Below are 26,303 nucleotides of genomic sequence, written 5' to 3' on the forward strand. Positions count from 1 at the left end.
CTATATAGAGGAGTTATAAAGTAATTTATCTAAAGAAAAAACCTGTAACCACGGTGTTTATACTACTGCGTGACTACAGGTTAGTTATGATTGATGGGCAGTCAGGGGATCGAACCCTGGACCCACGGATTAAGAGTCCGTTGCTCTGCCAGCTGAGCTAACTGCCCATTACTAATCGACTTAAATATACTATCACAATCTTAAAACCTTAGTCAACACTGTTTTACTAAATATGCTAAAAAACAGGTGTTTTCAAGGTATCAGTTGCATATTGCTGGTCAAAAGTTGTGATGTGGTATAATGTACTTACTTTGAGCGTGGCTCATGATGCGCAGATAGTTTTAACTATCGTAATTATTGTCCTTGCAGGAGGAATTGTTCAATGAAAAAAATTTTGGTTGTCGATGACGAAAAACCAATTTCAGATATCATCAAATTTAATCTAACTAAAGAAGGCTACGCCGTTGTGGTTGCTTATGACGGTGAAGAAGCACTTGAAAAAGTTGAAGAAGAAAAACCAGATTTAATTATTCTAGATTTAATGCTGCCTAAAGTTGATGGGCTCGAAGTGGCTAAGCGTGTGCGCGCGAACCACACGACGCCTATCATTATGGTAACAGCTAAAGATTCTGAATTAGACAAGGTGTTAGGCCTAGAATTAGGGGCCGACGACTATGTTACCAAGCCATTTTCAAACCGTGAGTTAGTCGCCCGTGTTAAGGCCAATTTACGTCGCCAAGAATCTGTTGAATCAGCAGAACCAGATGAAAATGCTGATATCGAAGTCGGCGATTTAACCATCCATCCAGATGCTTACACCGTTTCTAAACGTGGTGACAATATTGATTTAACTCACCGTGAATTCGAATTACTTCATTATTTAGCACAACATATTGGTCAAGTCATGACTCGTGAACATTTACTGCAAACTGTTTGGGGTTATGATTACTTCGGTGATGTCCGTACGGTTGATGTGACGGTTCGTCGTCTCCGTGAAAAAATTGAAGACAATCCAAGTCATCCATCCTGGTTGATTACTAGACGTGGAGTAGGATATTACCTAAATAATCCGGAAAATGATTAGGAGCACATCAGGTTTTGAATAGCAAAATTAAATTTTTCCAATCGATATACTTTAAAATCGCCCTAGTGTTTGCGCTAATGTTGATCATTACGCTCGAAGTTGTTGGGGCGGTTTTTGTGCGTCAATTGGAACATCAAAACTTAGAAACTTTCAAACAACAAATACAGTTGCCTTCCTACGTGGACAACTCGCTTTCAGACCAGTTGTCACGTTCTAGTACTAAAAAGGCTAATAAACAAATCCGTCAAATTTTGTCTGACGTCAATAACACCAACATTACTGAAATTCGGGTGGTTGATAACAAGGGCATCGTGCGTGGAACTAGTGACGTGAACGACCAAACGATCGTTGGTCAAAAAACAACGAATGAAAACGTCAAAAACGTTATTTATAACAACCGCTCCTACAGCGGTAATACCTATGATGACAACAATAATAATCGGTATTATGAATCGATTGTGCCGTTACTAAATTCAAACGGTAATAGTAATAATGTCGTGGGCGCGCTCTACATTCGAGCGAGCTTAGAGAGTGTTTACTCTAATATTAATTCCATCACGTTGATCTACCTATTCGCCGCATTGGTTGCCATTGTTTTAGGATTATTCATGGCAATTCTTATTTCCCGGGCAATAACACGACCGATTGATGAAATGAAGAAACAGACCATGCGCATTGCCCGTGGAGACTTCTCTGGGCAAGTGAACGTTTATGGAAATGATGAGTTAGGCCAATTGGCTGGAGCCGTCAATAACCTGTCGGTGCGGGTTGAAGAAGCTCAAGATTCTACTGAAGCTGAACGTCGACGACTCGATGGCGTTTTGACGCACATGTTTGATGGTGTGATTGCAACTGATCGCCGTGGCAATGTGACGATTATTAATGATACCGCCGCTAATCTGTTAGATATGACACCAGAAGAAGCGCATGGTAAGTCCATTCTCGATGTGCTAGAAATCCGTACCAAATACACAATTCGTGAATTGTTAGATAACGAAGATGAAATTATTCTTGATTTTTCTAACGATAACAACGAATTAATTTTACATGCCTATTTTTCACTGATTCAACGTGAATCAGGTTTTATTAGTGGGCTAGTTTGTGTGCTCCATGATATTACTGAACAACAAAAGATTGATAGTGACCGTAAAGAATTCGTTTCTAATGTTTCACATGAATTGAGAACGCCACTAACAACAGTTCGTAGCTACGTGGAAACGCTAAACGACGGGGCTTGGCAAGATCCTGAGATTGCGCCACAATTCCTCAAGGTGGTTCAGGACGAAACGGAACGAATGATTCGTATGATTAACGATCTGCTCAGCTTATCAAGAATGGATTCAGGAACCTCGAAACTAAATCTCGAATATGTAAACTTAAATGAATTATTCAATTACATTTTAAATCGTTTTGATATGATTCTAAAAAGTGATGATCAACCTGACAAGAAATACACAATTGATCGGATTTTCACCAAAAAGGACCTATGGGTCGAACTCGATACCGATAAGTTTACCCAAGTGGTTGATAATTTAATGAACAATGCTGTGAAATATTCCCCAGATGGTGGCGTCATCACAGCCCGGTTACTAGAAACCCATAATCACGTGATTCTCAGCGTTTCAGACCAAGGGTTGGGAATTCCACGTGCTGATTTACCACACGTCTTTGATCGATTCTTCCGTGTTGATAAGGCCCGTTCGAGACAACAAGGTGGTACAGGGCTTGGATTGGCGATTTCCAAGGAAGTCATTAGTCTATTAGGTGGTCAAATTTGGGTCGATAGTGTTGAAGGTAAAGGTTCAACCTTCTACATTTCATTGCCATATGTACCATATGAAGGAGATGAATGGGACGATGATCCACAAGATTCGTGATAACTGGTTACCAATATGTTTAACAATTGTCGTTGTGATCAGTCTGGTCTTGTCCTGGTTAATTTGGACCAATCCATCTCGTTATGAACGACAACATGCCGATCAGGCCGCTACGTCTACTAGTCAGTTGACCAATAAAACAATTGGGGACGTTTATTTGCCGACCCAAATTGTGCGTACGAAAGCTGATGGCTCACAACAGCTGCTTTACGCACAAAAAACAAACTTGGCATTGGCGATGAAGGAAAATCTGAGTAAGTGGGACCTTGGGCACGCCGTCAAATTGAGTAGCAAGAACAAAACGCGTTACATGAAGTACGTGCAACAAGCTAACGCATTGATGATGAATTACCCAGAAAACGTGTCAACGCAGATTTTTAACACAACCTTTGATCAGTCAGTTAATAGTAATCAGGTCAAACGTTTCAGCCGCATTATTGTGCCACTTAAGAGCACGACTCATATTTACTTGCTGGACGATAAAACCTTCACGATTTACCGGGTGAACGTTAAAAAGCACGCGCAACTCGATAAACTACAAAAGTTAGTTTCACAACATGAAAAACATCTTGATGTGAAAGTTAGCATGCTAAATAATAACGTGATGTTGATGTTTCCTAAACAAATTTCTATGCCAACATACAGTTATTTGTTAAATAAACAAACGGGCAATAGTTTTATTACTACGTTGATGGATAGTTCGAATTCATCGTCAGTGGACGTTAATAAGAGCGGTAATCTGACGACTTATACCGATGGCTCTAGTCAACGAATGGTGGTTAATAATAAACTCGGTACCGTAGCGTATGAAAACTTCTTAGATAGTAAAAAGAACATTAATTCGCAAAACAGTCTTCTAAACAATAGTTTTACGCAATTAACTAAAATTGGGGTACCACTGGAAAATATTCGCTATGATAGCTCGGACCTAGGTCAAAAAACCGTGACTTATCGCGGCTATGTTGAAAGTTTCCCAATCTTCAATCAAACTGAGTATGGTGCGATTCGAATCAAGTTCTTACGTGATGGTGGTCAACAATATAACTTCTCACTCTTTAGTTTGCAGGTCCCTGTCCCTAATGAAAATAATAAAGTGACATTACCAGCTACTTCAACGATGCTCACACAGCTTACGAATGCCGGTGTCAAAACTAAACAAATTAAGCGCATTCGGTTAGCCTATGAATGGCAAACCAATCAAGAATCAAACAAGGTCTTAGATTTAAAGCCAACTTACTATGTTTACTACCAAGGTGAATGGCAAAATTATCACGATTTACTCGGTGATACCCAACATTAGTGAAAGGAGGATCAAATCATGAACTTTAAACGCATTCAATGGATTTTCTTGATTGCCTTTTTAGCGATCGATATCTTTTTATTGGTTTCATTTACATCCAATACAAAATTTGAAACCACCACGGATCGTAGTAGTAACAACGAAACAGCTGCTTTACGTGAAATGAAAGATGATTCGATTACGGTTGGGCACTTGTCGAATAAAAGCGCAACGGGTTATTATATCTCTAGTAGCGACAATGATCAGTTACAAAAGTATACAGGCCAATTAAAAAATCAAGACGATCATTATAGCAATGGTTCAATTACGAGTACGTTTAGCCGGCCAGTGATGATTAATAAACAGAATCCAGATTCATCGATCCAAAAGAAGATTTTAAGTGACAACGGCCGGGTCATCTTTGGTTCTCGCTACACTTATAATGCGGATTTGAGTAAGGAAGAAGAAAACACCATTGTGTACACTCAAAAGGGCCCCGATCATAGTATTCTTTCCAGTGACGGTCAAATTCGGTTCAGCGTCGCAAATGGCAATCAAGTGACGGGCTATACGCAAACATATCTCAATAAAGTCACACCGCTACGTGAAAAGGAAACCACCATTAGCCAGAAGAAAGCCGTTATTTGGCTCTATCAGCATAATGAAATTGCTAATAATTCCAAGGTTAAATGGACGCAACTTGGATACACGAAGTTTCTAACTTTGAAAGGGCATAACGTCTACATTCCAACTTGGCAAATTGGGATTCAAACAAAAGGGGCCGATGGTGTTCAGGTAAAACGAATCAATGCCTTTACAGGAACGTTAATCAAGACTGATTCAAATATCAGTGGGGAAAACAGTAGTCAATAAGAGGAGTTAATCAGTTTGGCAGACGCAGATCAATTACAATATAGTATTTTAGCCAGTGGCAGCACTGGTAATGTTACATATTTAGAAACATCGGGGCATAAAATTTTAATTGATGCTGGCTTGAGTGGCAAGAAAATTGCAGGCTTAATGAAACAAATCGGCCGTGATTTAGCGGATGTGGACTCATTATTTGTCACGCATGAACATAGCGATCATGTCCAGGGTGTCGGTGTGCTTGCACGTAAATACGGGCTGGATGTGTATGCGAATGAAGGCACATGGGGTGCCATGCAAAAAAAGGTCGGTGACATTCCGGTAGAACAAAAACACATTTTTGCTCCTGGTAAAGTGCTCAGCCTAGGCGATATGGATGTGGAAAGTTTTTCAGTTTCACACGATGCTGCGCAACCACAATTTTACCAAGTTCACCATGATGGTAAAGCCTTTTGTGTACTCACAGATACGGGTTACGTGTCGGAACGAGTTGCGAAAACGATTGAAGATGCCGATGCCTATTTGATGGAATGCAATCATGATATGGAAATGTTACGCATGGGATCTTATTCTTGGTCATTAAAGCAACGGATATTAGGTGATGAAGGTCACTTGTCTAACGAAGATGGTGCTAATGCCATGATGAGTGTCATTGGCAATGATACAAAGCAGATTTACTTAGGACACCGCAGTCAGGAAAATAACATGCGCTCCCTCGCTCATTTAACAGTTACGACCATGCTCAAGGAACATGACTTGGGTGTGGAACATGATTTTCATCTACACGACACAGAACCCGATGCGCCCACGAAGTTATCAGTATTATAAACTTTACGTGAACTATGCAGATCTTTCACATAAATTTCATAAATTATCGTTATGATTGTTTCATGTGAAACAGTTAAAAATAGGGGGAACTGTGAACGATGGAAAATAATAATGAAGAAAAACAACCCAAAAAGTTCAATGGTGGCAATTGGTGGAAAATTGCTTTGATTGCACTAGTGGCTGGACTGCTTGGCGGCGGTATTACTTATGGAACAGGCGAGTTGATTAGTGGTGGTTTTGCAACGAATTCAACATCTGTGCCAATTGGTTCAAATAAAGCCGGTGGTACGAAAGTTAACCAGAGTAATGTCAAAGGTTCTAGTCAATCAACGAAGGCCTTTAAATCCGTTAAGGGTGCTGTTGTTTCCGTAATTAACTTACAAGCTGCGGGCAGTAGCAGTAAGTCAGGCCTTAGCATTTTTGGCCAAAAGAACGGTTCATCTTCTTCCAGTGATAGTTCAAATAGCTCTCTAGAAGCCGCAAGTGAAGGTTCCGGTGTGATTTATAAGAAGAACGGCAATACTGCCTATGTTGTAACTAACAACCATGTGGTTTCTGGTTCTTCAGCACTAGAAGTCATTTTGAGTAATGGTAAAAAGGTGAAAGCTAACAAGGTCGGAACTGATTCAACAACTGACTTGGCTGTTTTAAAGATTAATGCTGCTGACGTAAAGACAGTAGCCAGCTTTGGCAATTCAGATCAAATTGAAGCAGGACAAAGTGTGTTGGCAATTGGTTCACCACTTGGCTCTGATTACGCAACGTCTGTCACTGAAGGAATTATTTCTGCCAAGAAACGAACAGTTTCAGTGCAGGATAATTCGGGTAATACAACTGCGAGTGCTTCAGTTATCCAAACCGATGCGGCTATCAACCCTGGTAACTCAGGCGGCCCATTGATTAACCTTGCTGGTCAGGTTGTTGGAATTAACTCAATGAAGTTATCTTCTGATGAAGAAGGCACCAGTGTTGAAGGTATGGGCTTCTCGATTCCAAGTAATGAAGTGGTGACTGTGATTAATCAACTTGTTAAAAATGGTAAAATCACACGACCGGCGCTCGGTATTGAGCTCGTTAACTTGGATAATATTTCAGCTGCTCAACAAAAATCAGTCTTGAAGTTGCCATCAAGTGTCACTGACGGAATTGTCGTGATGAAGATTATGGGTACTTCTGCGGCTGGGGATGCTGGTTTGAAGAAGTATGATGTGATTACCGAATTAGATGGTCAAAAGATTACTGATGAGGCCAAACTTAAAGAAGTACTTTATAAGCAAAAGGTTGGCGATAAGGTTTCTGTTAAGTATTATCGTGATGGTAGTTTGAAGACTGGGGCAATTAAGTTGACTGAGAATACTGATTCGCTTAATTAAAATAAAATAATGATAAAAGCGTAGCCAGCGGCTACGCTTTTTGTTTGCTTTTATTGTATAGTTAAGATTTTAATTTGTTTTTAATAATTTCTAATACACTATTAATATTATTTTATTTTAAATTGACATGAATGCATAATTTCAGTATTATCAAGATGTTTCCAACTTAATATAATATCATGCTAATTTTGGCATTTGGTGTAAACGCTTTAAAAATTACATAATATTGTATAAAGCGAAGTTAGAGTTTATCCGATTTAGTTAGTTTTGAATTTAGATAGAAAATTGTACTAAACAAAATTTAGAGATTTAAATTAAAAGTATTTAATTAATTTCTATGCGTTTGTACAAAGCATTTTGGATGAGTATATTCATTTTTTCGGGGGAAGTTAAATTATGAAGAAGAATGTTAAAGTTTTAACTGGTGTTGCTGTTGCAGGTGCTACTTTAGGTTTAGGTGCTAACGCAGTTCACGCTGATGAAGTTCAAGCTACTAGTGTTGAACCAAATGCAACTAGTCAAGTTCCCGCAAGTTCCGCTACGGAACAACAAACAATTGATAGTGCTCAAGCACAAGTCGATTCAGCTGCAAGTGTTGTTTCAACAGATTCAGCTGCAGCAAGTGACGCAAAAGCAACTTTAGATCAGGCCAATAAAGATGTTGCCAATGCAAGTCAAACTGCTGATGCTGCATCTCAAAATGTTACAGATGCTCAAAAGAATGTTGACACTGCTCAAGCTGCAAAAAATTCGGCTACACCTGAAAATATTGCAAAAGCTAGTGATGCTGTAAATACTCAATCAACTGCAACTAATGCTGCTAGTGATTCAGTTAGCACAGCTAAGTCAGCTGCAAGTGATGCATCTAAAGATGTTTCAACTGCTAAGTCTGCTTTAGATAAAGCTAATTCAGATGTTACAGCTGAACAAGGCAATGTTAATGCAAAGCAAGGTGCTGTTGATTCTGCTCAAAAAATTTTAGATGGAACTGATGAAGGTAAAGTTGTTGATGCTAATAATAAAGCTCAGGACCAAGTTAAGTCTGACCAATCTAGTTTAGATAAAGCTAATGCAAATCAAACAAGTGTTCAAGGCACAGTTGATTCAGCCAAATCTGACTTAGATACTGCTAATACAGCAGTCACAGATGCATCTAAGAATGTTGATTCAGCTAATAGTGCTGTAACTTCTGCTCAAAATAAAGTTAATACTGATCAAGCTGCAGTAGATGCTACTCAATCGCAAGTTGATGATGTTAATGATAAGTTGAGTTCAATTAACACTATCGTATTGCCTGATGGTTACAATATGAAATCTTATAATGATTATTATGCTGGTAAAATGACAAGTGATGAATTTAGCACAATCTTTGATAATCCTCAAGCTATTAAAGATAATGTGTTCAAGCATAATAAAACTGACCAAGCTGAAAAGATTACCGATTTGAACAACTTGAGTTTAGCTCAACGCACTGAATTGACTCAATTTGTTGGTGGTTTAATTAACCAAGTCCGAGCACAATATGGAACTTTACCTGTCTCAATTTCAAATACTATGTTGAGTTTTGCTGATGATGTCGCTAATGGTTATACGTCAGATAATTGGGACATCATGCAAAAAGATGATCATGATGTCGCTCAAGTTACAACTGCAGCTTCTAAATATGGTTTAGATGATGGTGGAAACTATTATGAATCAGCTGGTGCAGGTTATCTTGAAGTTGCTTTGTCGAATAACGGAGTCCATGATTGGAGTGATTTCTCTAATGTCACAATGGATGATGTTAAACAAGCTTATTACATTATGATTCTTGATATGTTATTTAATGATGCACAGTCTGCTCGTGGTCATATGCATGATTTATTAGCTGATGACACTCCTTCAACTAATGAAATTTACAAGAACGATCCTAGTGGACAAGTCACAGCTGATTACATTGGTGTTGATATTGACGCTTTAGGTCAACCACATATTGAAACTACTTACAATACAATGGTTAAAGATCATAATAAATTCGATTCATCAACTATTGCAATTCCAGCCAATGATGCTGTTAGTTTGTCTAAGCAATTGAATACTTTGAACTCAACATTGAGTGGACAAAAAGCCGCATTAGCAAGTTCTACTTCATCACTGAACACTGCTAAGACGAATGTTACAAATGCTAAGAATGCTTTGGCTAGTGCTCAAACGAACCAAGCTAATAAACAATCAGCTTATGGTACTGCAACTACTAATCTTGCCACTGCTAAGAAAGCTGTTACAAATGCAACTAATAAATTGGCTACAGATACAGCTACTGCAGTTGAAACTCAAAAAGCTGTTGACAGTTTATCTGCTGATGTGAAAACCAAGCAAGCCAACTTACAAGCTGCTAAAGATGCTTTAGCTAGCGAGCAAGGTGTCATGGATGGATTGAAAGCAGTCGCAGCTGACAAAGATGCTGATGTTACTGCAGCTCAACAGAAATTGGAAGATGCCAATAAAGCTGTGGCAGATGCACAAAATGCATTGACTGCCGAACAAACTAAGCTAGATTCCTTGAAACAACAATTAAGCAACTTACAAGGTGCCGACTCTGTTTTGGCTCAAGCCAAGGAAAAATTGGCATCAGCACAATCTGCTTACGATACTGCCAAGGCTAATTTAGAATCTGCAACTGCTGATCAAGCAACTGCACAAACTGCTTATGACGATGCTGCTAAGACGCTCTCAGACGCTCAACAAGCTTATAACACACTTAAGAGTATGTTAGACGCTCTTAAAACTAAGCAAGCAACCCGTCTTGTCGTTGAAGCTGAACAAGCTAAAATGGCTCGTGAGAAAGGTGCAGAAATCAGTGGAAATAATGAAAAAACAGTTAAACTGACTGCTAATAATGTTAAGATCCAAAATGGACAGTATGGGCCTAAACATTTACCTCAAACAAATGAAGAATCAGAATCTGTATTAGTTGGGTTTGGTTTACTTTTGGGTATGTTAGGTTTAGGTGGAATTTTGCTCAATCGTAAACGTCAATTTTAATGAACTATTTTTGCACGCTAGCTCAAAAATAAACTAATTAAATGCCAAAATGAAAAAAGTGATCAATCCTAAAGATTGACCGCTTTTTTTAGTTACATTATAAAAAACACAAATTTGTGTTTGAGTAATGGTGAAGTGCAAGGTATGTTCTATCTATAATTGATTTTTTGAACGGTAAGTCTTATTGTCCTGCCAATCTCCCAAAGTCGGACGAAAAACGTAAACAACAATAATCAGAGAACCAGCTATTAAAACAACGTATGGTAGAAAGAAACTAAGAACTGTACCAACTACCTGAACAATTAATGTAAATCTGATACCAATTGGTTTAATAACGTGTGCAGGAAAGTTTGCATCAGCCTTTTTGCACATACGTTGAAGATTCAATAGTAACGTAGTCCAACCAAACTGAATTATCATGAAAACGGCCTGTGGAACAAAATGGGTCGGATGCTCGGCAACCCAAGCAGTTGTGACTGGCACCAGTGAAAGCCATAAAATTAGTGCCATGTTTGCAATAAACAGACCATAAGTAACATGATGCAGTTTTTCGAACAGGAAATGGTGACTCGCCCATAGATTAGTTAGGCCAATGAAGCTGATCACGTAGGCTAGTAGTGGTATAAATAATTTAGTCAGAGCAGGAAAAGTGAACGAACTTGGTGCGTGAATTTCTAATACCATAATAGTCATGATGATTGCTAAAATAGCGTCCGTAAATGCTTCTAATCGTTGTTTATTCATAGTAGTAGCCTCGTTTAAGATAATAGCATTAGTATACACTAACCTTAGAATAAAAATGAATACGAACATTGTATATATAAATGCACCGAAATTTAGGTAAAATGTCCAGAGTTTTCCGAACGAAAATTGCGTGTTATTTTTAAGTAGTTCAGCACCCAATTTGCAAGGAATTTTTTTATGCACATTTAGCTTGTGGAAAACCTTGTGGATAGTTTCTGGTATAATTATTAAAAAAGAGTAAAGCCCGATATATCACTTTACAGACCAGTTCAAAAAGTTATCCACAGGCATTGGTATAATCTGTGGATAATGTGAATAACTAGAAAAGCGAACAGCTATAACTGTTGATATGTCAAGCTTCCATCACGTGGTTAACGAACAGACGTTTTTTTGTACAATTGTGGATAAATCTTTTTATAAAAAAACGATGTCAATAGAGTGCCGAAACTTTTTGAAGAAATTTTGAAGGAATTTTTAAGTTAGCCTGTGGATAACTCTGTGGAAAACTTGTTGAAAGGTGTCAATTTATGAACATCAAAATTATCGGTGTTGGAAAGTTAAAAGAAAAGTATTTTAAAGCTGGAATTGCGGAATATGCGAAACGATTAGGACGGTTTTGTAAGTTTGAAATTGTGGAAGTTTCTGACGAAAAGGCACCGGAGTCGTTAAGTCAGTCTGAAATGGATGATGTAATGGCAAAAGAAGGGCAGCGCATTTTAGACAAAATAAAAGATCGCGAGTACGTTTATGCACTTGCAATCAAGGGTAAGGAGCGTTCATCTGAAGAATTCGCCAAGGAAATTGAAGAGTTAACGACTTATGGACATTCGGATATTACGTTTGTGATTGGTGGGTCCTTGGGGATGGCGCCAGAGGTATTGAAACGTGCTGATACGCAAATTTCGTTTGGGCGGTTTACCTTACCACATCAGTTGATGAGATTGGTGTTGACGGAACAAATTTATCGGGCTTTTATGATTAATGAGGGTAGTCCGTATCATAAGTGAAGAGGTTAATTAAATTGGTTGTAGTTGGAGAATTCACGTATGAATCATATGCAAATCAATGATCGGAGATGCACATACTTTACTGTAGGATAAGATTTTATTTTAGAAAATGTGCTCATTGATGGTTCAATATTGATAAAATGTGTATAAGCGTTCAATCGACCAATTGTAATGGACCAGTTTAAAAACGATAACTATTCGATATGTTTGGAAGCATATAAATGATAATGTTTATGATGAGGACGGTGACAATTTAATGACTGAACAACAAGAACCAAAATCGGGTGACGTTTCAGAAAACGCCATTCGTGAAAGTATGCCTGGCGTCTTCGATATTCTGTTGATTGATCGAACGAAGTCTACTGTCAAAAAGACCCATAATATTATATGGGCGAATGATAATTACATTCAATACGATGCCAAGGCTTACGCTCCAGAAGCCCAGATCAAGCCAGAACTGGTTACTGGCGTAATGAACAATATTATTATGCCTCGTGTACTGAAATCTTATGAGTTGCAAAAGGAGCGTACTAAGGCTAAGGCAGAGGTGTTTACACCAACTTGGGTCGTTAAAAAGCAAAATGATGCAGTTGATAAAAACTATGTTTACGATGATCTTGAAACGTACACGAACCGGACTTGGTTGGAGATCACCTGTGGCGAGGCGCCTTACATGGTGAGCCGCTATGATATGGATACTGGCAATGAGATTCCGCTGTCAGATCGCGTCGGCTTTGTTGATCGCAAGCTTCGTCGCATCAATGATGAAACTTATGAACAAGGTATGTGGCAAGTACTCGTTGAGGCCGCGTATAAGGCCAGCTATGGTTTTGAGTGGAGCGGTGATTCTTTGCTCTTAGCGCGAGAGAACTTGCTTTACACGTATCGAGATTATTTTGTGGCGAAGTGGGGCATTGAACCAAACACAGAACAGTTGAAGACCATTGCTGAAATTATTAGCTATAATGTTTTCCAGATGGACGGTTTGAAGTTCATTATCCCGTTGAGTGAAAAGCGTATCGAAGTGGTTCAACAGCAAATATCATTGTTTGATGATCCTGAAAATACACCGGAAGAATGGTTTACTAAGCGTGGTAAGCGAGTCAAGGTTATGAATTGGGAGAAGAACAAAATGGAATTCTTTGATAAAGGAGTCGCGTGATATGACTGATAAAACTAAAATAAAGACGACAAAAGTAGTTTATCCGCAGATTTATGCGTATACATTGCCACAAATTGCCGAAGACAACGGGTGGATCAAGATAGGATACACAGAACGTCAAGACGTTGATATGCGAATTCGTGAACAGACACATACGGCTGCGATTCGGTTGAATGCAAATAAGCTATGGTCTGAACCCGCCAAGTATTCTCAGGGTGAAGGCTGGTTTAATGACAAGAAACTACATAAATACTTAACTTCACAAAAAGATGTTAAACGACGATTGAACACCGAATGGTTTTATTACGATGGGACACCTGAACGTGCACATAAGGACTTTGAGGATTTCCGTGATTGCAAATTCAATCAGTCCAAAGGCATTTCCGAGTATACATTGCGTGTAGAGCAACAAGCTGCTGTTGATCTAACGGCTACTTATGCCATAGGTCATGTTGGTGGGGAGTTTTTATGGAATGCCAAGCCGCGCTTTGGTAAAACATTGACAACCTATGACTTAGCTCGGAAGTTGAACGCGGAGACTGTGCTGGTTGTGACGAACCGGCCAGCGATTGCCAATTCGTGGTTTGATGATTTCGAGAAATTTATTGCGTGGCAAACTGACTACGCGTTTGTGTCTACTACTGATTCCCTCAAGGAACGTCCAACTATGAGCCGCGACGAGTATATGGCTCAGTTAGACAATGGTAAACAGCGGATGATTGCTTTTATTTCGTTGCAAGATATCAAAGGTGCAATTCCATTTGGTGGGAGCGATGACAAGCTGAAGTGGGTCAAAGACTTGCATTGGGATTTACTGGTAATTGATGAGTCCCACGAAGGAGCTGACACATTCAAAGCTGATGTTGCCTTTGATAATATTCAACGCGATTTTACGTTAAATTTGTCTGGAACACCATTTAAGGCTGTTGCTAAAAGAACGTTCAGTGATGATCAAATCTTCAACTGGACTTACGCCGATGAACAAAGCGCCAAAGAAAATTGGCCAGTCGATGATGAAGAGCACAACCCTTATCGTAAATTACCGCGCCTAAATCTGTTTTCGTACCAAATGAGCCGGATGATCACGGATGAGGTTGATACCGGAGCACAAATTGACGGCAAAAGCGAAGACTATGCGTTTGATCTGAACGAGTTCTTTTTGACAAATGAGTCTGGCAAATTCATTCATGAAGATGATGTTCTCAGTTGGCTTCATAGTCTATGGAAAAATGACGGCTATCCATTCTCAAATGATGAGCTACGCAACGAACTAAAGCATACTTTTTGGATTCTTAACCGTGTTGCCAGTGCTAAGGCGCTTGAGAAGTTAATTAAGAGTACGGATGTTTTTGACGACTATGAGGTGGTAATTGCCGCTGGTGATGGTCGGACGGATGACGATCAAGTACGAAATGTTCGCTCTTTAGATAAAGTTCGCAAAGCTATTGCAGAACATGACAAGACAATCACACTATCTGTTGGGCAATTGACCACCGGTGTAACGGTTCCGGAATGGACTGGGGTTTTAATGCTGTCAAATATGAAATCGCCTAGCTTGTACATGCAAGCCGCGTTCCGGTCTCAAAATCCTTGGACATATACCGAGAACGGTATCCGTAAGGAAAAGGCCAATGCCTATGTATTTGACTTTGCACCTGAACGGACGTTGACAATTTATGATGATTTCGCTAATGATTTGTCCGGTGAAACCACAAATGGCGGTGGTACGACTGAAAAACGTAAGGAGAACCTTAAGACGCTGCTAAATTTCTTCCCAGTCATTGCTGAAGATACTGAAGGTAAGATGGTTGGGCTTGACGTCAACCAAGTATTGACAATTCCAAGGAGCATTAAGGCTAAGGAAGTTGTTAAGCGCGGATTTATGTCTAATTTTCTGTTCCAGAATATTGGTGGTATTTTCGCATCATCTGAAGCTCGTGAGATCCTGGAGCAAATGCCAGCGGTTCCTGAAGGTAAGACAGTTCCTAATCAGAATTCTGATCCGGTCGATACAAAAAAAGTTCAAGTCGATGAACAAGGGAATGCCGTTGTTGAACCAGACAGGATTGACAAGGCTGTTGAGCATCACTTCGGTGAAAAGATTTATGCTGAAGTCGAGTCTGCCGCTGAAGATATCGACGTTGACGATAGTTCGTGTACTGCTAAGAATGTTGCTGATACGTTCCGTGAACAGACGATTGACAGTATGAAAAGCCTTGCCAGAGACAACGGATTGACCATTAAAGCCGCTGAGACGGTTACGAAACAAGGCGCAAATGTCATTGCCCGTGCAGTGGAAAGGGTTCAAAAACAAGCCGTGATCATGGCTAATGAGGCTCAAGTTGAGTATCAAACGAAGGTACAAGAGGCTGAACACGATCCGTCTATGGAAGACGCTGCAAAACGTCAATTTACTGAAACGGCTAAGCGGGAGTGGAAACAAAAGCAACAGCAGATCCGAGATGGTTTGCAGAAGGATGTTGTGACAACCGTCGTTAACAATTCCAAAGAGATCATTCAATCGTCAACGGAGACTTTGCTAAAAAAGGCTGAAGACAAGAAGAAGAACACAGTCGAAGATGATATTCGTTCCCGACTTCGTGGATTTGCCCGGACTATCCCCGCATTCTTGATGGCTTATGGTACCGAAGACACTACACTGGGTAATTTTGACACCACACTCAACGAGGAAGTCTTCCAAGAAGTAACGGGTATCACATTGAGTCAATTTCGTAAGTTGCGCGATGATTTTCAATTCTTTGATCCTATCGTTTTCAATGAATCTTGCTCGGAGTTCGTGCATAAACGGTACGAACTAGCGAATTATTTTGACGACACATATGACGACGATATTTTCGACTACATTCCGCCGCAAAAAACCAATCAAATTTTCACGCCAAAGAAAGTCGTCAAGATGATGATCGATAAGCTAGAGGAAGAAACGCCTGATATTTTCGAAAGTCCAGACAAGACCTTTGTCGACTTGTATATTAAATCGGGACTTTATCTAACGGAAATCGTTAAACGGCTGTATGAAGGTTTGGCTGATCAAATTCCTGATGAGCATGAACGTATTCAGCATATTCTGGAACACCAAATCTATGGTTTTGCGCCTTCGGAGATTATTTACAACATTGCACGTAACTTTATTTTCGGATTTGATGCTAGTGCAGATGATATTGACAACTCACACATTGTTTGTTTCGACACCACATCTTATGCGATGGGTGATGGTGATTTTGAAGCTAAGTGTGATGAATTGTTTAGAAAGGAGATCCAGTAATGAAATTTGATGTAGTAGTGGGTAATCCGCCTTATCAAGAAAGTGATGGCGGATCTAAAGCAAGTGCAATGCCTGTATATCACTATTTTGTTGATCTCGGACTAAAAATAGCTCAGCAGACTTGTTTAATCATGCCTAGTCGTTGGTATGTCGGTGGCAAAGGGCTCAATGATTTTCGGAACCAAATGCTTCATTCTCCAAACATGAAAACATTGATTGACTTTCCAAATCCGGTAGATGTTTTTCCAGGTACAAATATTCGTGGTGGTGTCTGCGTTCTATTACTTGATAAACAGTACGATAGTGATAAGTTTTTAACCCGTGTCGAGACGTATGTAAATGGTAAAGTTATCTCTGACACCAAACGCCATCTTGCTGCTAGGGGGTTGGATGTGTTTATCCGTGACAATAAGGCATTGGAGATTATTGACAAGGTTACTGCAGTTTCGGGAACAGATTCGATGGATGAACATATTTCGCCACGTAAACCATTTGGATTGAGTGGAACGTTTGTACAGGATGAGAAATTTAAAAAATTCGCTGCTGACCTATCAAGTCCAATTAGATGTTATGGTAAAGATGTAGTAGGGTTTACGAATCGAAGCAATGTTCTTACCCATTCAGAATGGATTGACTCATGGAAGGTTCTTACGGCTCGTGCAAATAATATTGGTACAGAATTAAATGATGATAATTTGAACACTATTATTGCTGAACCAGGATCAGCATGTACCGAGACATATATTCTACTGGGTGTCGACCTTAATCTTACAGAGAATTCAGCTCACAATTTAGCTAAGTATACCAAGACAAAATTCGTTCGCTATATGCATAGTTTAGCTAAATCAAGCCATGATGCTGCGCGTCAAACTTATCGATACGTACCAATCCAGGACTTTTCTGATGAATCTGATATTGATTGGAATGATAGCGTTGAGAATATCGATCAATCGTTGTTCAAAAAGTATAACCTTTCAAATGAAAATATCGGTATAATCATTTCAAAAATCAAATCTATGTAAGAAAAAATACCCGTCCGACCGTGTCTAGTAGCTTAGAATGTTATCTACAGCGCGGTGGCAAACAAATTATGCAACCAAGTCTATGGGTTTGTCCCAATACGGATTATTTACTTGATTGCCACTACCTACATTTTTAATTTTGATAAAGAGTTGAAAGATTCTCTAATGGAGAGGTACTTTAGGCAAATCGATGCGGCAAAATAAATACGCGCAAGAAGGAACACTGCAAGATGTAGTTTAACGTGAATTTAGGGAGGAGCAACAGCATGAAAGCAGATAGTATACACTTATTCGATTTTTTAGGAAGTGGGAAAACTATCTTTGAGATTCCTGTTTTCCAACGAAATTACGAGTGGGACAAAGATCAATGTGAGCAATTGTTTAGAGATTTGACTGTTGCCGCACGAACGGACACTGATCATTTTATTGGGGCCATTGTTTATGTTACCGAAACTGGTAATAAGATGAGCCACATTTACCGCATCATTGATGGTCAGCAACGACTCACTAGTCTAACTTTGTTGTTGAAGGCACTATCAAATGCTGACGAACAAGATCGAGATGAAATTGAAGAAGAGTATTTAACCAATAAGTATCTGGATGATAACAACCACTTGAAGTTAAAGCCAGTTGAACATGATTATGAAGCATTTAATTCCGTCATGAACGATATGACTGGTTTTAATAAACCGTCCAAGGTCATCGACAACTACAACTTTTTCCGTAAACTGATTAATGATGACGACATTAGTAGTGATAAACTATATGAAGCGATGAACCACTTTAATATGGTATATATTGAGTTAAGTAGTGATTCTAATGAAGAAAATCCCCAAGTCATTTTTGAAAGCCTGAATTCCACCGGTGTTTCATTGTCACCATCAGATTTAGTACGGAACTTCCTTTTGATGAAAATTGATTCACAGCAGCAGGCAGAGCTCTATAAGAAATATTGGGTTAAAATTGAGCGGATGTTTGCTACCCCAACTTTTGCAGAGTTCATTCGTCATTATCTGGTTGTAAAAACACATACATCTGTTAAAAAAAATGGAGTATATGGCAGCTATAAGGACTATTGTATTTCCCAAGAATTAAGCTCTGAAGAGGCATTATCTGATCTATTTAAGTTTGCAAACTACTATGATCATATCCTGAATTATCAATCTAGTGATAGGAAATTTGACAAAATTCTAGAGCACATCAATGTAATGGATAGTAAGGTGGTATTTCCATACTTAATGCTATTAATGAATTTGGTTGATCTAGGACAAATTAGTCAAGACGAAGCTACTAAGTTAGCGCACGTTTTGGAAAGCTACTTATTTAGAATAAAGGCTTGCCAATTGCCAACAAATCGTATGAACAAAAAGGTTGTGGGGCTTTGTGATCTATCCAAGGAGGATGGCAATTTGAGGCTTCGGTTGCTTCGATTACTAAAAACGAGTTTTCCAGATGATCGTAAATTATCAGATAGTTTGATGGAAGTGGACCTTTACCACCAGAGAAACCACCTGGCTAAATTATCTCTAGTAATTCTGGAAGAACATCGGACGAGGGAAACAATTAACTTTGATGATGCCCAGGTTGAACATATTATGCCCCAACGTCTTAGTGCTGAATGGCGTCTTCAAGTTTCTAATGCTGACAAAGTCAAAGAACAATATGGTGGCACACTGGGTAATTTAACGCTTACTAAATATAATCAAGAAATGAGCAATAAGCCTTATAGTGAAAAGAAAAAATTTTACAAGGACTCAAATGTTTCGCTTACAAGGGAAGTTTCTGAAAATTATGGCCAATGGGGAAAGAATGATATTACTGATCGTACTGAAGAATTAACGAAAGAATTAATTCAAATTTTCCCCGTGCCAAATATTAAAGAAGTCAGTGAGGAAGAAATTACTGGCGAGTACACGATTGATCAGACTACTGATGTCACAGGTAAAAAACCAATTCAAATAACAATTAGTGAGAATGAATATCCAGTAAAAACTTGGAGGCAGATGCTAGTAACTTTCCTAAACGACATTTGGAACAAAGACAGCTTTAACTTCGATCGTGTCAGAGAAAATCGTCAATTGGGGCGAATGCTCTTTAGACCTGGAAATGTACCAGAAAAATTGGAGAATGGTACAGTGGTTGAAACTAATTTCTCCGCCACTGTTATTCTGGCTATCATTGCTAAAATCTCTGAAATCTGTAATATAACTGATCAGGTTTCTTACGCTGTAAAGTAAGTACAGAAGTTTTTTGATTTAGAGATAGGAGATATATGATAGCTAATAGGATTGAAAAATTAGGGTTCCAAGAATTTATTAATACAATTAAGAAGTTATTGCTAAATGAGGAAACATGTAACACTTTGATTTGTGGATAGGTTTGATGATGACAACTTGCCATTAACCGTTGAATATCTAGAGAAATTAAAGAAATTTGATGACGAAATCGCTGTTACTGGAAACATAACTGTTCCTCATGAAAGAGAATTTCCGAAAAAGGGTCTCCCCGGGACAATATTTCAAAATTGAATTTAAATGATTCATTTAATACCAATGTGTTGATTGTTAATTTCTTACAAATGATGCACACCATGCAAAGATTCGTGTTTGTGAAACGACTTGTAGCTTAATAATCATGACTCGTCTGTATGGAGGAAGTGGCTAACAAACAAACTTAAATTTCTAATAGATATTCTGACTTTGATATAAATGATTGAAAGGACCATAACCGCCGTGAAAGCAGTTGTGGTCCTTTATTTTTACATGCAAGGAGATAAGGTATAAGTGCAAATGTAGGATATAGTGTAGTGTCTAATTAACCGAAGGGTTGTCCGTTTTTGCTGAAAGGTTTGTGAATTAGGTATTGCAGCTTGCCTAGTCATTTTGCCCATCGCGATAAAGTTCGGGCAAGTCCATCAAGAACCGTTTGCGAATCGCATCTGTGGTCAGATTGACTTTTCCGAAGTGGATCCAGTTAGTTTTGGCAGGATCGATGCCGATATCAGCAAAAGTTCGATCAATCAAGTTACTCTGGATCGGGTCGCCAGATTCGTGCCGCAGGTAATCTTTTGTGATGGTTGCAGTGGTGATGACGGTCGTTTGATTGATGTACGTCAGCAAACCGTGCCACTCAGGGTCCTCAACATAAGCGAAGTTTTTCAACATTACTTTGTCAAAGAAACCTTTGAGTTCAGCGGGGATATTGTGCCACCAGATCGGCGTGATAAAAATCAACTCATCGGATTGTTGAATGAGTTGCTGATAAGTTCTAACCAGTGGGTAAGGTGTCTCGCCACGACTAAAAAGCCGTAGCTCTTCAGCGGAATAGCGCGGATCAAAGTCGTCTTTGTAGAGATCAATCACTTGATAAGCTTGATGCTCGACATCAAAATATTCAGTCAGTCGCGTTAAAATGGCGTGGTTGAAGCTCTTGGGATAAGGATGAACCTAGATGATCGTTTTCAATTGGTGATCCTCCTTTTGGTCGATGAATCTAGTTTATGGTATGCTTGACGCGAGCACAAGTGCGGTAATAAAAGTGTGGTATTAACCTAAAGGAGAGTGCTATGGCAGATATTGATTACATCAAAGAACACCGCTTAGCCGATACTGGTTTTGCGTACACCATGCGGCTGATCGGTGGCAAGTATAAAATGCAGGTGCTGTATGCGCTGGAACTCAATCATAAACCGAGCCGCTATAACGAACTCAAGCGACTATTGACACCAATTTCATTTAAGACTTTGACCAATACCTTACGTGAGCTGGAAAACGACGATTTAATCGTTCGCAAAGCTTACCCACAGGTCCCACCGAAAGTTGAGTATTCGCTGTCGGCGCGCGGTGAATCGTTGATCCCGGTGATGGACGACATTTGTTATTGGGGTGAGAACCAGGTGTCGCGGGAGCAATAGGACCAAAAGCAGTGAGCTGATCAGGCGCTGCTGAAGAAGACAAAAAAGACTCTCTCGCCATCATCAAAGCGTGGATTTCCGAAATTCGTGACACCAAGAGATTTGGTAAAAAACAAATCAGGTACGAAGGTCATTTAATGAAAGATTGGTATGAAAAAACATAGCCAAATTTGTCAAAACACCAAGTATATATTATCAATTTGATATACTAGTATCTGCCCAGTGGTCGTTTGGTGACTGGGCTATTTTTGTGAAGGCAATGAAAATGAAAGGGATGAATGATATGCAAGTCCGTTTCATAAGCGATGAAATTTTTGTGAAAAAGTGTGATTGAAATTGTTCCAGTATTTTCCTTACCAGACTAATTGATATTATATAATTATGCGTAACGGTCCTGTCCCCAGTTCCGCCATGTAAGAAAGGACGAATAAATGGATAATAAAACCACATACAGCATCGGTGACGTTGCAAAAAGATTAGGCCTCACGGTTCAGGCAATCCGCTATTATGATGCAGAAGGGTTGTTACCTTTGTTAAAACGCGATGAAGGCGGTCGACGCATGTTTACAGAAGATGACATCAGAACTTTGCAGATGATTCTAGACTTACGTGATGCAGGCGTATCCATCAAAGATAGTGCTAAGTTTGAAGGTTGGCGGTTGCAAGGCGATCGGACATTACAAGACCGCGCTGATTTTTTGAATGAACATGAGCAGGAATTGCAGTCACGCATTGATAGTCTCAAAGCATCAATGGCCCATTTGCATTTTAAACAGTGGTATTATGAAACAGCATTAAAGGCAGGCACTGAACAAATTCATTTGGTCGGTGATACAAAGGAAATAAACCAAGCGACTTTTGATGACTATGCGAAACTACAAAAAGATTAACTCCTTGACCTCTAGTGAACTATAGGGTCTATGCTGTGATCTGAGGAGGTTGCAGTATGAAAATCATGATTATTGGTGTATTTGGCCGTGCTGGACGTGCAATTTATCGAGAAGCCCAGCGCCGTGGGCATGAAGTAGTCGGCGTCGCACATCGTCGTCATAAACATCCAGTGGTGGATCAATTGTTGCTAAAAGATATTAGTTCACTGACTAAACACGATGTTGACGGTTTCGATGCAGTGATTGATGCCGTGGGCGCATGGTCTCCACAAACTGAGGTCGTGCACACCCTTGGTTTGGCACATGTGATTTCGTTATTACAAAAAACAAAAACGCGCTATTTAAAAGTTGGCGGTGCCAATACACTTTATACGGATTCAGCACATCGGCATCAACTCCAAGAATACCGACGTTATTATCCTCGATATATGCAAGATCTTTGCCTGGCACATAGCATCGGATTACAACAACTCAAAGATAGTCACGATGTCTTGTGGACTTACGTCACGCCACCGTTTAATTTTGATCCTGAAGGAAGTGCAACGGGGCACTATCAGGTGACTGGAAATGAGTATTTTCCTACGCCAGATCCAAGCGATGGGCAAAATGATTACATCAGCTATACTGACTATGCTAAAGGGATGGTCGATATTGTTGAGAATCATCAATACATTGGTCAACAGATCACTTTGTATTCAGGAAATAATCCAGAACCCAATAAACGTTATTGAATTTCAAAAAATCTCGCTGCTTGTCGGCGGGATTTTTTTAATAAATTATGCTTGACCTATAGTTCACTATAGGCTGTATTATAGTGCCTGCACTGTAAAGTGAAAGTTAAATTATTGGAGGGATAGCGTGGTATTCTTAGCTTTGGTACCCATATTCATGGGTGCTGGATTGGCAACGCAAACGGCGATCAATTCAAAACTTCGTCAGTCTGTTGGCTCATCCTATTTGGCCTCGGCCATTTCGTTTATGATCGGCATGTTATTTTTATTCATCTTAGGCCGATTGTTTGGTCAACCTTTACTACCTTCAACAAGCTTTGTGACCACGCAACCTTGGTGGATATGGCTTGGTGGGGTCTTTGGCGTAATCGGTTTAACGGGAAATATTGTATTGTTTGGGAAGCTAGGTAGTATCCAAGCTTCCGTGTTACCGATCTTAGGACAGATCATCATGGGTATTATAATAGATCAATTTGCTTTATTTGGTTCCCCAAGGCAAAGTTTGACTTGGTTGAAATTATTCGGCGTGACATTGCTCGTGATTGGTGTTTTTATCACTATTGGTGTCTTTAGCCAAACAGCTCCACTGGCGAAGCAAACAATTGCCAAAATGCACGTTAAACATCAACTGATTTATCAGATTTTCGGCGTGATTGCTGGGATGTTAATGGCATCGCAAACGGCAATCAATGGGCATTTAGGGACGATGTTAGGCTCAACGCTACAAGCGGCAACAATTTCATTTATCATTGGGTTTATTCTATTGTTCTTGGTCAATTGTGCCACTCACATCAGCTTTAATCCGATTCATAATGCCTTGATCGCTACGAAGCGTTATTGGTGGTTATGGTTGGGTGGTGTGATCGGTGGGGCATACATTTTATGTAGTGCTTGGCTGGTTCCCATGCTAGGAACTGGACAAGTAGTGATTTTAGCGTTATTTGGACAGTTATTATTTAGTGCGATCGTGGAACATATGGGGTTGTTTGATTCATTTGCTGTGCCAATCGCGCGTGAAAAAATTATTGGTTTGATTGTGATGTTTATCAGTGTGGTGGGAATCCACTTCGTTTAAAGGAGAATTTTAATGACTAAAAATGTTTTGATTCTAGGTGCTAGTGGTTCAATCGCAAAAATTGTGGTCCAAAATTTACTTCCAAAAGTCGGTAACGACATTTCGAATTTAACGTTATTGGTACGAAATCCGCAAAAATTGGTGCAATTCGACCTATCTAAGCCTGGAGTAAAAGTCGTACAAGCAGATGTGTTAGATACTGATCGTTTAGCTACAATTATGACTGATCAGTCGCTGGTTTATGGTAATTTGTATGGTGCTGATCTTGGTAAACAGGCTGTTTCAGTGGTTAAGGCAATGCAACAAGCCCAAGTACATCGTTTGATTTGGATTTCAGCAAATGGGGTTTACGATGAAATTCCAGGAGCTTATGGCCGTTGGAATCGGGACATGTTAGGCAGTACGTTGACTGCATATACGGATGCAACGCAAGTAGTTGAAGCTAGCCAATTGGATTACACGTTGATTCGGCCGGCCTGGTTTCAAGATGTGACAGAAATTGATTATGAGATGACCTTCAAAGGAGAGCCTTTCAAAGGGACCGAAATTTCTCGAAAGAGTGTGGCAGATCTAGTTGAAAAGTTAATCGATGATCCTGAACAGTTAATTGGAGAATCGGTTGGCGTTAGCAAACCCAATACTGATGGACCGGCTCCACGTTGGTATCGGTAAAAATAAATAACAACAAAGTCCCCATTGAATTGTTTCGAATTCAATGAGGGCTTTTATTTAAAACTGTATTTTTCTCATATCTATGGCTATTTTAATCAACGTTTTTTTGCCTGTTCGCGAATCAAAAGATCTGAAATAATGTCAGCAAGGGTATGCTTAGCCATGCTGGCTTCGGCATCTTGTTGCACATCTGCATAGATGTCATTGAGGGTCTCTTGAATATTACCACCAACAATACACGAAGGATTGGTCTTTTCATCAATGTGCAGTAAATTACGAGTGTCTTCAACTGCGCCAAAGATGTCGAGTAATGTAATATCATCTGGATCCTTTGCTAAAACAGGAGCCACTTTACCAGGTTGTGTATTAAGTAGACCAGCCTTAACCAGCTTTGCCATCAGTTGGCGTACGACGCTTTGATTTGCTTCAACACTATTCGCAATTGCAGCACTAGATAAATCACCATCTGCATAGATATTGACGAAAGCAAGAATATGAACAGCATTGCTTAGTTTATGAGAATATTTCATGATTACACTTCATTTTCCTTTCAAATTTCATTATGTAATAAAGAATGATTGAGTTAGTTCTCGGCATGATAGTTATGTTGCAAGAAATCTAGCATGTTTTCGGGTTGAGTTCCTGTGAGTGTGTGATAGTCACTTGTAGTTTGATCGAACAATCCCAAGGCACCAGCAGCGTACATGCTTGCCAGTTCTTCGCCATCACCTTCTGCTGCATAAATTTGACCAAACGCTTGTATGGTCACAGGCACATAACCAATTTCGTGCCCCGTAACCTTGGTCATGATTTGACCCAATTCAGGCATTGTCAGACTCTTTTCTTGCGTTAAGGTGTAAATCTGACCGCGATCACGAAGCTCAGGTTGAGTGGCAAGTGCAGCAATTGCTTTAGCACTGTCGTTTAATGTAATGAAACTCATTGCTTTGTCGCCAACAGGGTAAATTAAGGCCTGACGTTCAATTAACTCTGGCAGGTACGGTACCAGTGGATCGGCGTATAAAGAATTTTTAGCAATGGCATAGTGTAGACCACTGCTGGCAAGTTTGCGAGGGGCATAGGCATAATATGGTGACATCGTGAATGGATTGTTTTCCTGGTCGGCGTAGAAACTAACGAAAACTACTGATTTTACCTTTGCTTGTTTGAGTGCTTTGATTGAATTTTCAAACTCAGTGATTCGCTGTAAAACATCGTAGGTTTTACTAGGAATGTAGATTACTACGTCTTGATTTGAAAAAGCTTGAGTCATACGCGCAACGTCTAAGTAGTCGATAGGGACAACGTTGATGCCTTGGTTACTTAATGATGTAGCTTTTGCTGGTGTGTGAACGGCAGCTGTTAAGTTGTCGGGTTCGACTATGGACAGAAGATTTTCCACAACTTTTTGACCAAGATGGCCAGTGGCTCCGGTAATAAGATATTTCATAATTAATTCTCCTTGAAATTGG

20 protein-coding genes, 1 tRNA gene and 1 pseudogene are annotated in these 26,303 nt (G+C 39.6%); 17 read left to right on the plus strand and 5 right to left on the minus strand.

The window, feature by feature from the left end:
• Positions 1–94 precede the first annotated feature (94 nt).
• Positions 95–167, minus strand: a tRNA-Lys gene (locus ACYVQZ_RS03985).
• 215 nt (positions 168–382) lie between these two features.
• Here ACYVQZ_RS03985 and yycF point away from each other — a divergent pair.
• The 7 genes from yycF to ACYVQZ_RS04020 all read left to right on the plus strand — a co-directional run bounded on the left by yycF (position 383) and on the right by ACYVQZ_RS04020 (position 10,332).
• The gene (yycF, locus tag ACYVQZ_RS03990) at positions 383–1,084 is read left to right on the plus strand and encodes a response regulator YycF (RefSeq protein WP_461240106.1); all 702 of its coding nucleotides are present in this window, start codon (positions 383–385) and stop codon (positions 1,082–1,084) included.
• Positions 1,085–1,098: 14 nt separating this feature from the next.
• The gene (gene walK, locus ACYVQZ_RS03995; protein ID WP_461240107.1) at positions 1,099–2,961 is read left to right on the plus strand and encodes a cell wall metabolism sensor histidine kinase WalK; all 1,863 of its coding nucleotides are present in this window, start codon (positions 1,099–1,101) and stop codon (positions 2,959–2,961) included.
• Positions 2,942–4,261: a YycH family regulatory protein gene (locus ACYVQZ_RS04000; RefSeq protein WP_461240108.1), complete on the plus strand. Its 1,320-nt coding sequence runs from the start codon at positions 2,942–2,944 to the stop codon at positions 4,259–4,261. Before walK ends, ACYVQZ_RS04000 begins: the two co-directional genes overlap by 20 nt.
• A gap of 18 nt (positions 4,262–4,279) precedes the next feature.
• Complete coding sequence (locus tag ACYVQZ_RS04005) at positions 4,280–5,113, plus strand: two-component system regulatory protein YycI (RefSeq protein ID WP_461240109.1); 834 nt, start codon at positions 4,280–4,282, stop codon at positions 5,111–5,113.
• A 15-nt stretch (positions 5,114–5,128) separates the two neighbouring features.
• On the plus strand, positions 5,129–5,935 hold the full coding sequence (locus tag ACYVQZ_RS04010; RefSeq protein WP_461240110.1) for an MBL fold metallo-hydrolase: 807 nt from the start codon (positions 5,129–5,131) through the stop codon (positions 5,933–5,935).
• A gap of 98 nt (positions 5,936–6,033) precedes the next feature.
• Complete coding sequence (locus ACYVQZ_RS04015) at positions 6,034–7,308, plus strand: S1C family serine protease (protein ID WP_461240111.1); 1,275 nt, start codon at positions 6,034–6,036, stop codon at positions 7,306–7,308.
• 396 nt (positions 7,309–7,704) lie between these two features.
• On the plus strand, positions 7,705–10,332 hold the full coding sequence (locus tag ACYVQZ_RS04020) for an SEC10/PgrA surface exclusion domain-containing protein (RefSeq protein WP_461240112.1): 2,628 nt from the start codon (positions 7,705–7,707) through the stop codon (positions 10,330–10,332).
• 153 nt (positions 10,333–10,485) lie between these two features.
• Here ACYVQZ_RS04020 and ACYVQZ_RS04025 read toward each other — a convergent pair whose 3' ends face one another.
• Positions 10,486–11,076 (minus strand): TMEM175 family protein, encoded by a 591-nt coding sequence (locus tag ACYVQZ_RS04025; RefSeq protein ID WP_461240113.1) that lies wholly within the window; start codon positions 11,074–11,076, stop codon positions 10,486–10,488.
• A 527-nt stretch (positions 11,077–11,603) separates the two neighbouring features.
• Here ACYVQZ_RS04025 and rlmH point away from each other — a divergent pair.
• The 5 genes from rlmH to ACYVQZ_RS04050 all read left to right on the plus strand — a co-directional run bounded on the left by rlmH (position 11,604) and on the right by ACYVQZ_RS04050 (position 19,787).
• Positions 11,604–12,083 (plus strand): 23S rRNA (pseudouridine(1915)-N(3))-methyltransferase RlmH, encoded by a 480-nt coding sequence (gene rlmH / locus ACYVQZ_RS04030; RefSeq protein WP_461240114.1) that lies wholly within the window; start codon positions 11,604–11,606, stop codon positions 12,081–12,083.
• 256 nt (positions 12,084–12,339) lie between these two features.
• Entirely contained in the window at positions 12,340–13,245 is a 906-nt protein-coding gene (locus tag ACYVQZ_RS04035) for a restriction endonuclease (RefSeq protein ID WP_461240115.1), read from the plus strand.
• Position 13,246: 1 nt separating this feature from the next.
• Positions 13,247–16,528 carry a DEAD/DEAH box helicase family protein gene (locus ACYVQZ_RS04040; RefSeq protein ID WP_461240116.1) on the plus strand — a complete coding sequence of 1,094 codons (3,282 nt, stop codon included), beginning with the start codon at positions 13,247–13,249 and terminating at the stop codon, positions 16,526–16,528.
• On the plus strand, positions 16,528–17,550 hold the full coding sequence (locus ACYVQZ_RS04045; RefSeq protein WP_461240117.1) for an Eco57I restriction-modification methylase domain-containing protein: 1,023 nt from the start codon (positions 16,528–16,530) through the stop codon (positions 17,548–17,550). The genes ACYVQZ_RS04040 and ACYVQZ_RS04045 overlap by 1 nt, the downstream gene beginning before the upstream one ends.
• Positions 17,551–17,816: 266 nt before the next feature.
• A complete protein-coding gene (locus tag ACYVQZ_RS04050; RefSeq protein ID WP_461240118.1) occupies positions 17,817–19,787 on the plus strand; it encodes a DUF262 domain-containing protein in 1,971 nt (656 codons plus the stop codon).
• A gap of 636 nt (positions 19,788–20,423) precedes the next feature.
• Here the strand turns inward: ACYVQZ_RS04050 and ACYVQZ_RS04055 are convergent.
• Positions 20,424–20,981 (minus strand): annotated as a pseudogene (locus tag ACYVQZ_RS04055) (NAD(P)H-dependent oxidoreductase); the annotation flags it as partial.
• Positions 20,982–21,115: 134 nt separating this feature from the next.
• Here ACYVQZ_RS04055 and ACYVQZ_RS04060 point away from each other — a divergent pair.
• The 5 genes from ACYVQZ_RS04060 to ACYVQZ_RS04080 all read left to right on the plus strand — a co-directional run bounded on the left by ACYVQZ_RS04060 (position 21,116) and on the right by ACYVQZ_RS04080 (position 24,831).
• Positions 21,116–21,463, plus strand: a complete 348-nt coding sequence (locus ACYVQZ_RS04060) for a winged helix-turn-helix transcriptional regulator (protein ID WP_461240119.1) — start codon at positions 21,116–21,118, stop codon at positions 21,461–21,463.
• 431 nt (positions 21,464–21,894) lie between these two features.
• Complete coding sequence (locus ACYVQZ_RS04065; protein ID WP_461240120.1) at positions 21,895–22,353, plus strand: MerR family transcriptional regulator; 459 nt, start codon at positions 21,895–21,897, stop codon at positions 22,351–22,353.
• Between the two features lie 56 nt (positions 22,354–22,409).
• Positions 22,410–23,084 carry an NAD(P)-dependent oxidoreductase gene (locus tag ACYVQZ_RS04070; protein WP_461240121.1) on the plus strand — a complete coding sequence of 225 codons (675 nt, stop codon included), beginning with the start codon at positions 22,410–22,412 and terminating at the stop codon, positions 23,082–23,084.
• Between the two features lie 127 nt (positions 23,085–23,211).
• Positions 23,212–24,159, plus strand: a complete 948-nt coding sequence (locus ACYVQZ_RS04075) for a DMT family transporter (protein ID WP_461240122.1) — start codon at positions 23,212–23,214, stop codon at positions 24,157–24,159.
• 12 nt (positions 24,160–24,171) lie between these two features.
• Complete coding sequence (locus ACYVQZ_RS04080) at positions 24,172–24,831, plus strand: NAD(P)H-binding protein (RefSeq protein WP_461240123.1); 660 nt, start codon at positions 24,172–24,174, stop codon at positions 24,829–24,831.
• 95 nt (positions 24,832–24,926) lie between these two features.
• On the opposite strand, the gene ACYVQZ_RS04085 is transcribed toward ACYVQZ_RS04080, so the two are convergent.
• Positions 24,927–25,361, minus strand: a complete 435-nt coding sequence (locus ACYVQZ_RS04085; protein ID WP_461240124.1) for an Rrf2 family transcriptional regulator — start codon at positions 25,359–25,361, stop codon at positions 24,927–24,929.
• 53 nt (positions 25,362–25,414) lie between these two features.
• On the minus strand, positions 25,415–26,281 hold the full coding sequence (locus tag ACYVQZ_RS04090; protein ID WP_461240125.1) for an SDR family oxidoreductase: 867 nt from the start codon (positions 26,279–26,281) through the stop codon (positions 25,415–25,417).
• Positions 26,282–26,303: the final 22 nt, after the last annotated feature.

The organism is Paucilactobacillus salsurae (assembly GCF_054784995.1).

Coding starts and splice junctions, on each gene's coding strand:
- ACYVQZ_RS04040 (WP_461240116.1), top strand. CDS start 13,247: ATGACTGATAAAACTAAAATAAAGACGACAAAAGTAGTTTATCCGCAG.
- ACYVQZ_RS04080 (WP_461240123.1), top strand. CDS start 24,172: ATGACTAAAAATGTTTTGATTCTAGGTGCTAGTGGTTCAATCGCAAAA.
- ACYVQZ_RS04070 (WP_461240121.1), top strand. CDS start 22,410: ATGAAAATCATGATTATTGGTGTATTTGGCCGTGCTGGACGTGCAATT.
- ACYVQZ_RS04065 (WP_461240120.1), top strand. CDS start 21,895: ATGGATAATAAAACCACATACAGCATCGGTGACGTTGCAAAAAGATTA.
- ACYVQZ_RS04090 (WP_461240125.1), bottom strand. CDS start 26,281: ATGAAATATCTTATTACCGGAGCCACTGGCCATCTTGGTCAAAAAGTT.
- ACYVQZ_RS04045 (WP_461240117.1), top strand. CDS start 16,528: ATGAAATTTGATGTAGTAGTGGGTAATCCGCCTTATCAAGAAAGTGAT.
- ACYVQZ_RS04020 (WP_461240112.1), top strand. CDS start 7,705: ATGAAGAAGAATGTTAAAGTTTTAACTGGTGTTGCTGTTGCAGGTGCT.
- yycF (WP_461240106.1), top strand. CDS start 383: ATGAAAAAAATTTTGGTTGTCGATGACGAAAAACCAATTTCAGATATC.
- ACYVQZ_RS04050 (WP_461240118.1), top strand. CDS start 17,817: ATGAAAGCAGATAGTATACACTTATTCGATTTTTTAGGAAGTGGGAAA.
- ACYVQZ_RS04085 (WP_461240124.1), bottom strand. CDS start 25,361: ATGAAATATTCTCATAAACTAAGCAATGCTGTTCATATTCTTGCTTTC.
- ACYVQZ_RS04005 (WP_461240109.1), top strand. CDS start 4,280: ATGAACTTTAAACGCATTCAATGGATTTTCTTGATTGCCTTTTTAGCG.
- ACYVQZ_RS04060 (WP_461240119.1), top strand. CDS start 21,116: ATGGCAGATATTGATTACATCAAAGAACACCGCTTAGCCGATACTGGT.
- ACYVQZ_RS04035 (WP_461240115.1), top strand. CDS start 12,340: ATGACTGAACAACAAGAACCAAAATCGGGTGACGTTTCAGAAAACGCC.
- ACYVQZ_RS04015 (WP_461240111.1), top strand. CDS start 6,034: ATGGAAAATAATAATGAAGAAAAACAACCCAAAAAGTTCAATGGTGGC.
- rlmH (WP_461240114.1), top strand. CDS start 11,604: ATGAACATCAAAATTATCGGTGTTGGAAAGTTAAAAGAAAAGTATTTT.
- ACYVQZ_RS04000 (WP_461240108.1), top strand. CDS start 2,942: ATGATCCACAAGATTCGTGATAACTGGTTACCAATATGTTTAACAATT.
- ACYVQZ_RS04025 (WP_461240113.1), bottom strand. CDS start 11,076: ATGAATAAACAACGATTAGAAGCATTTACGGACGCTATTTTAGCAATC.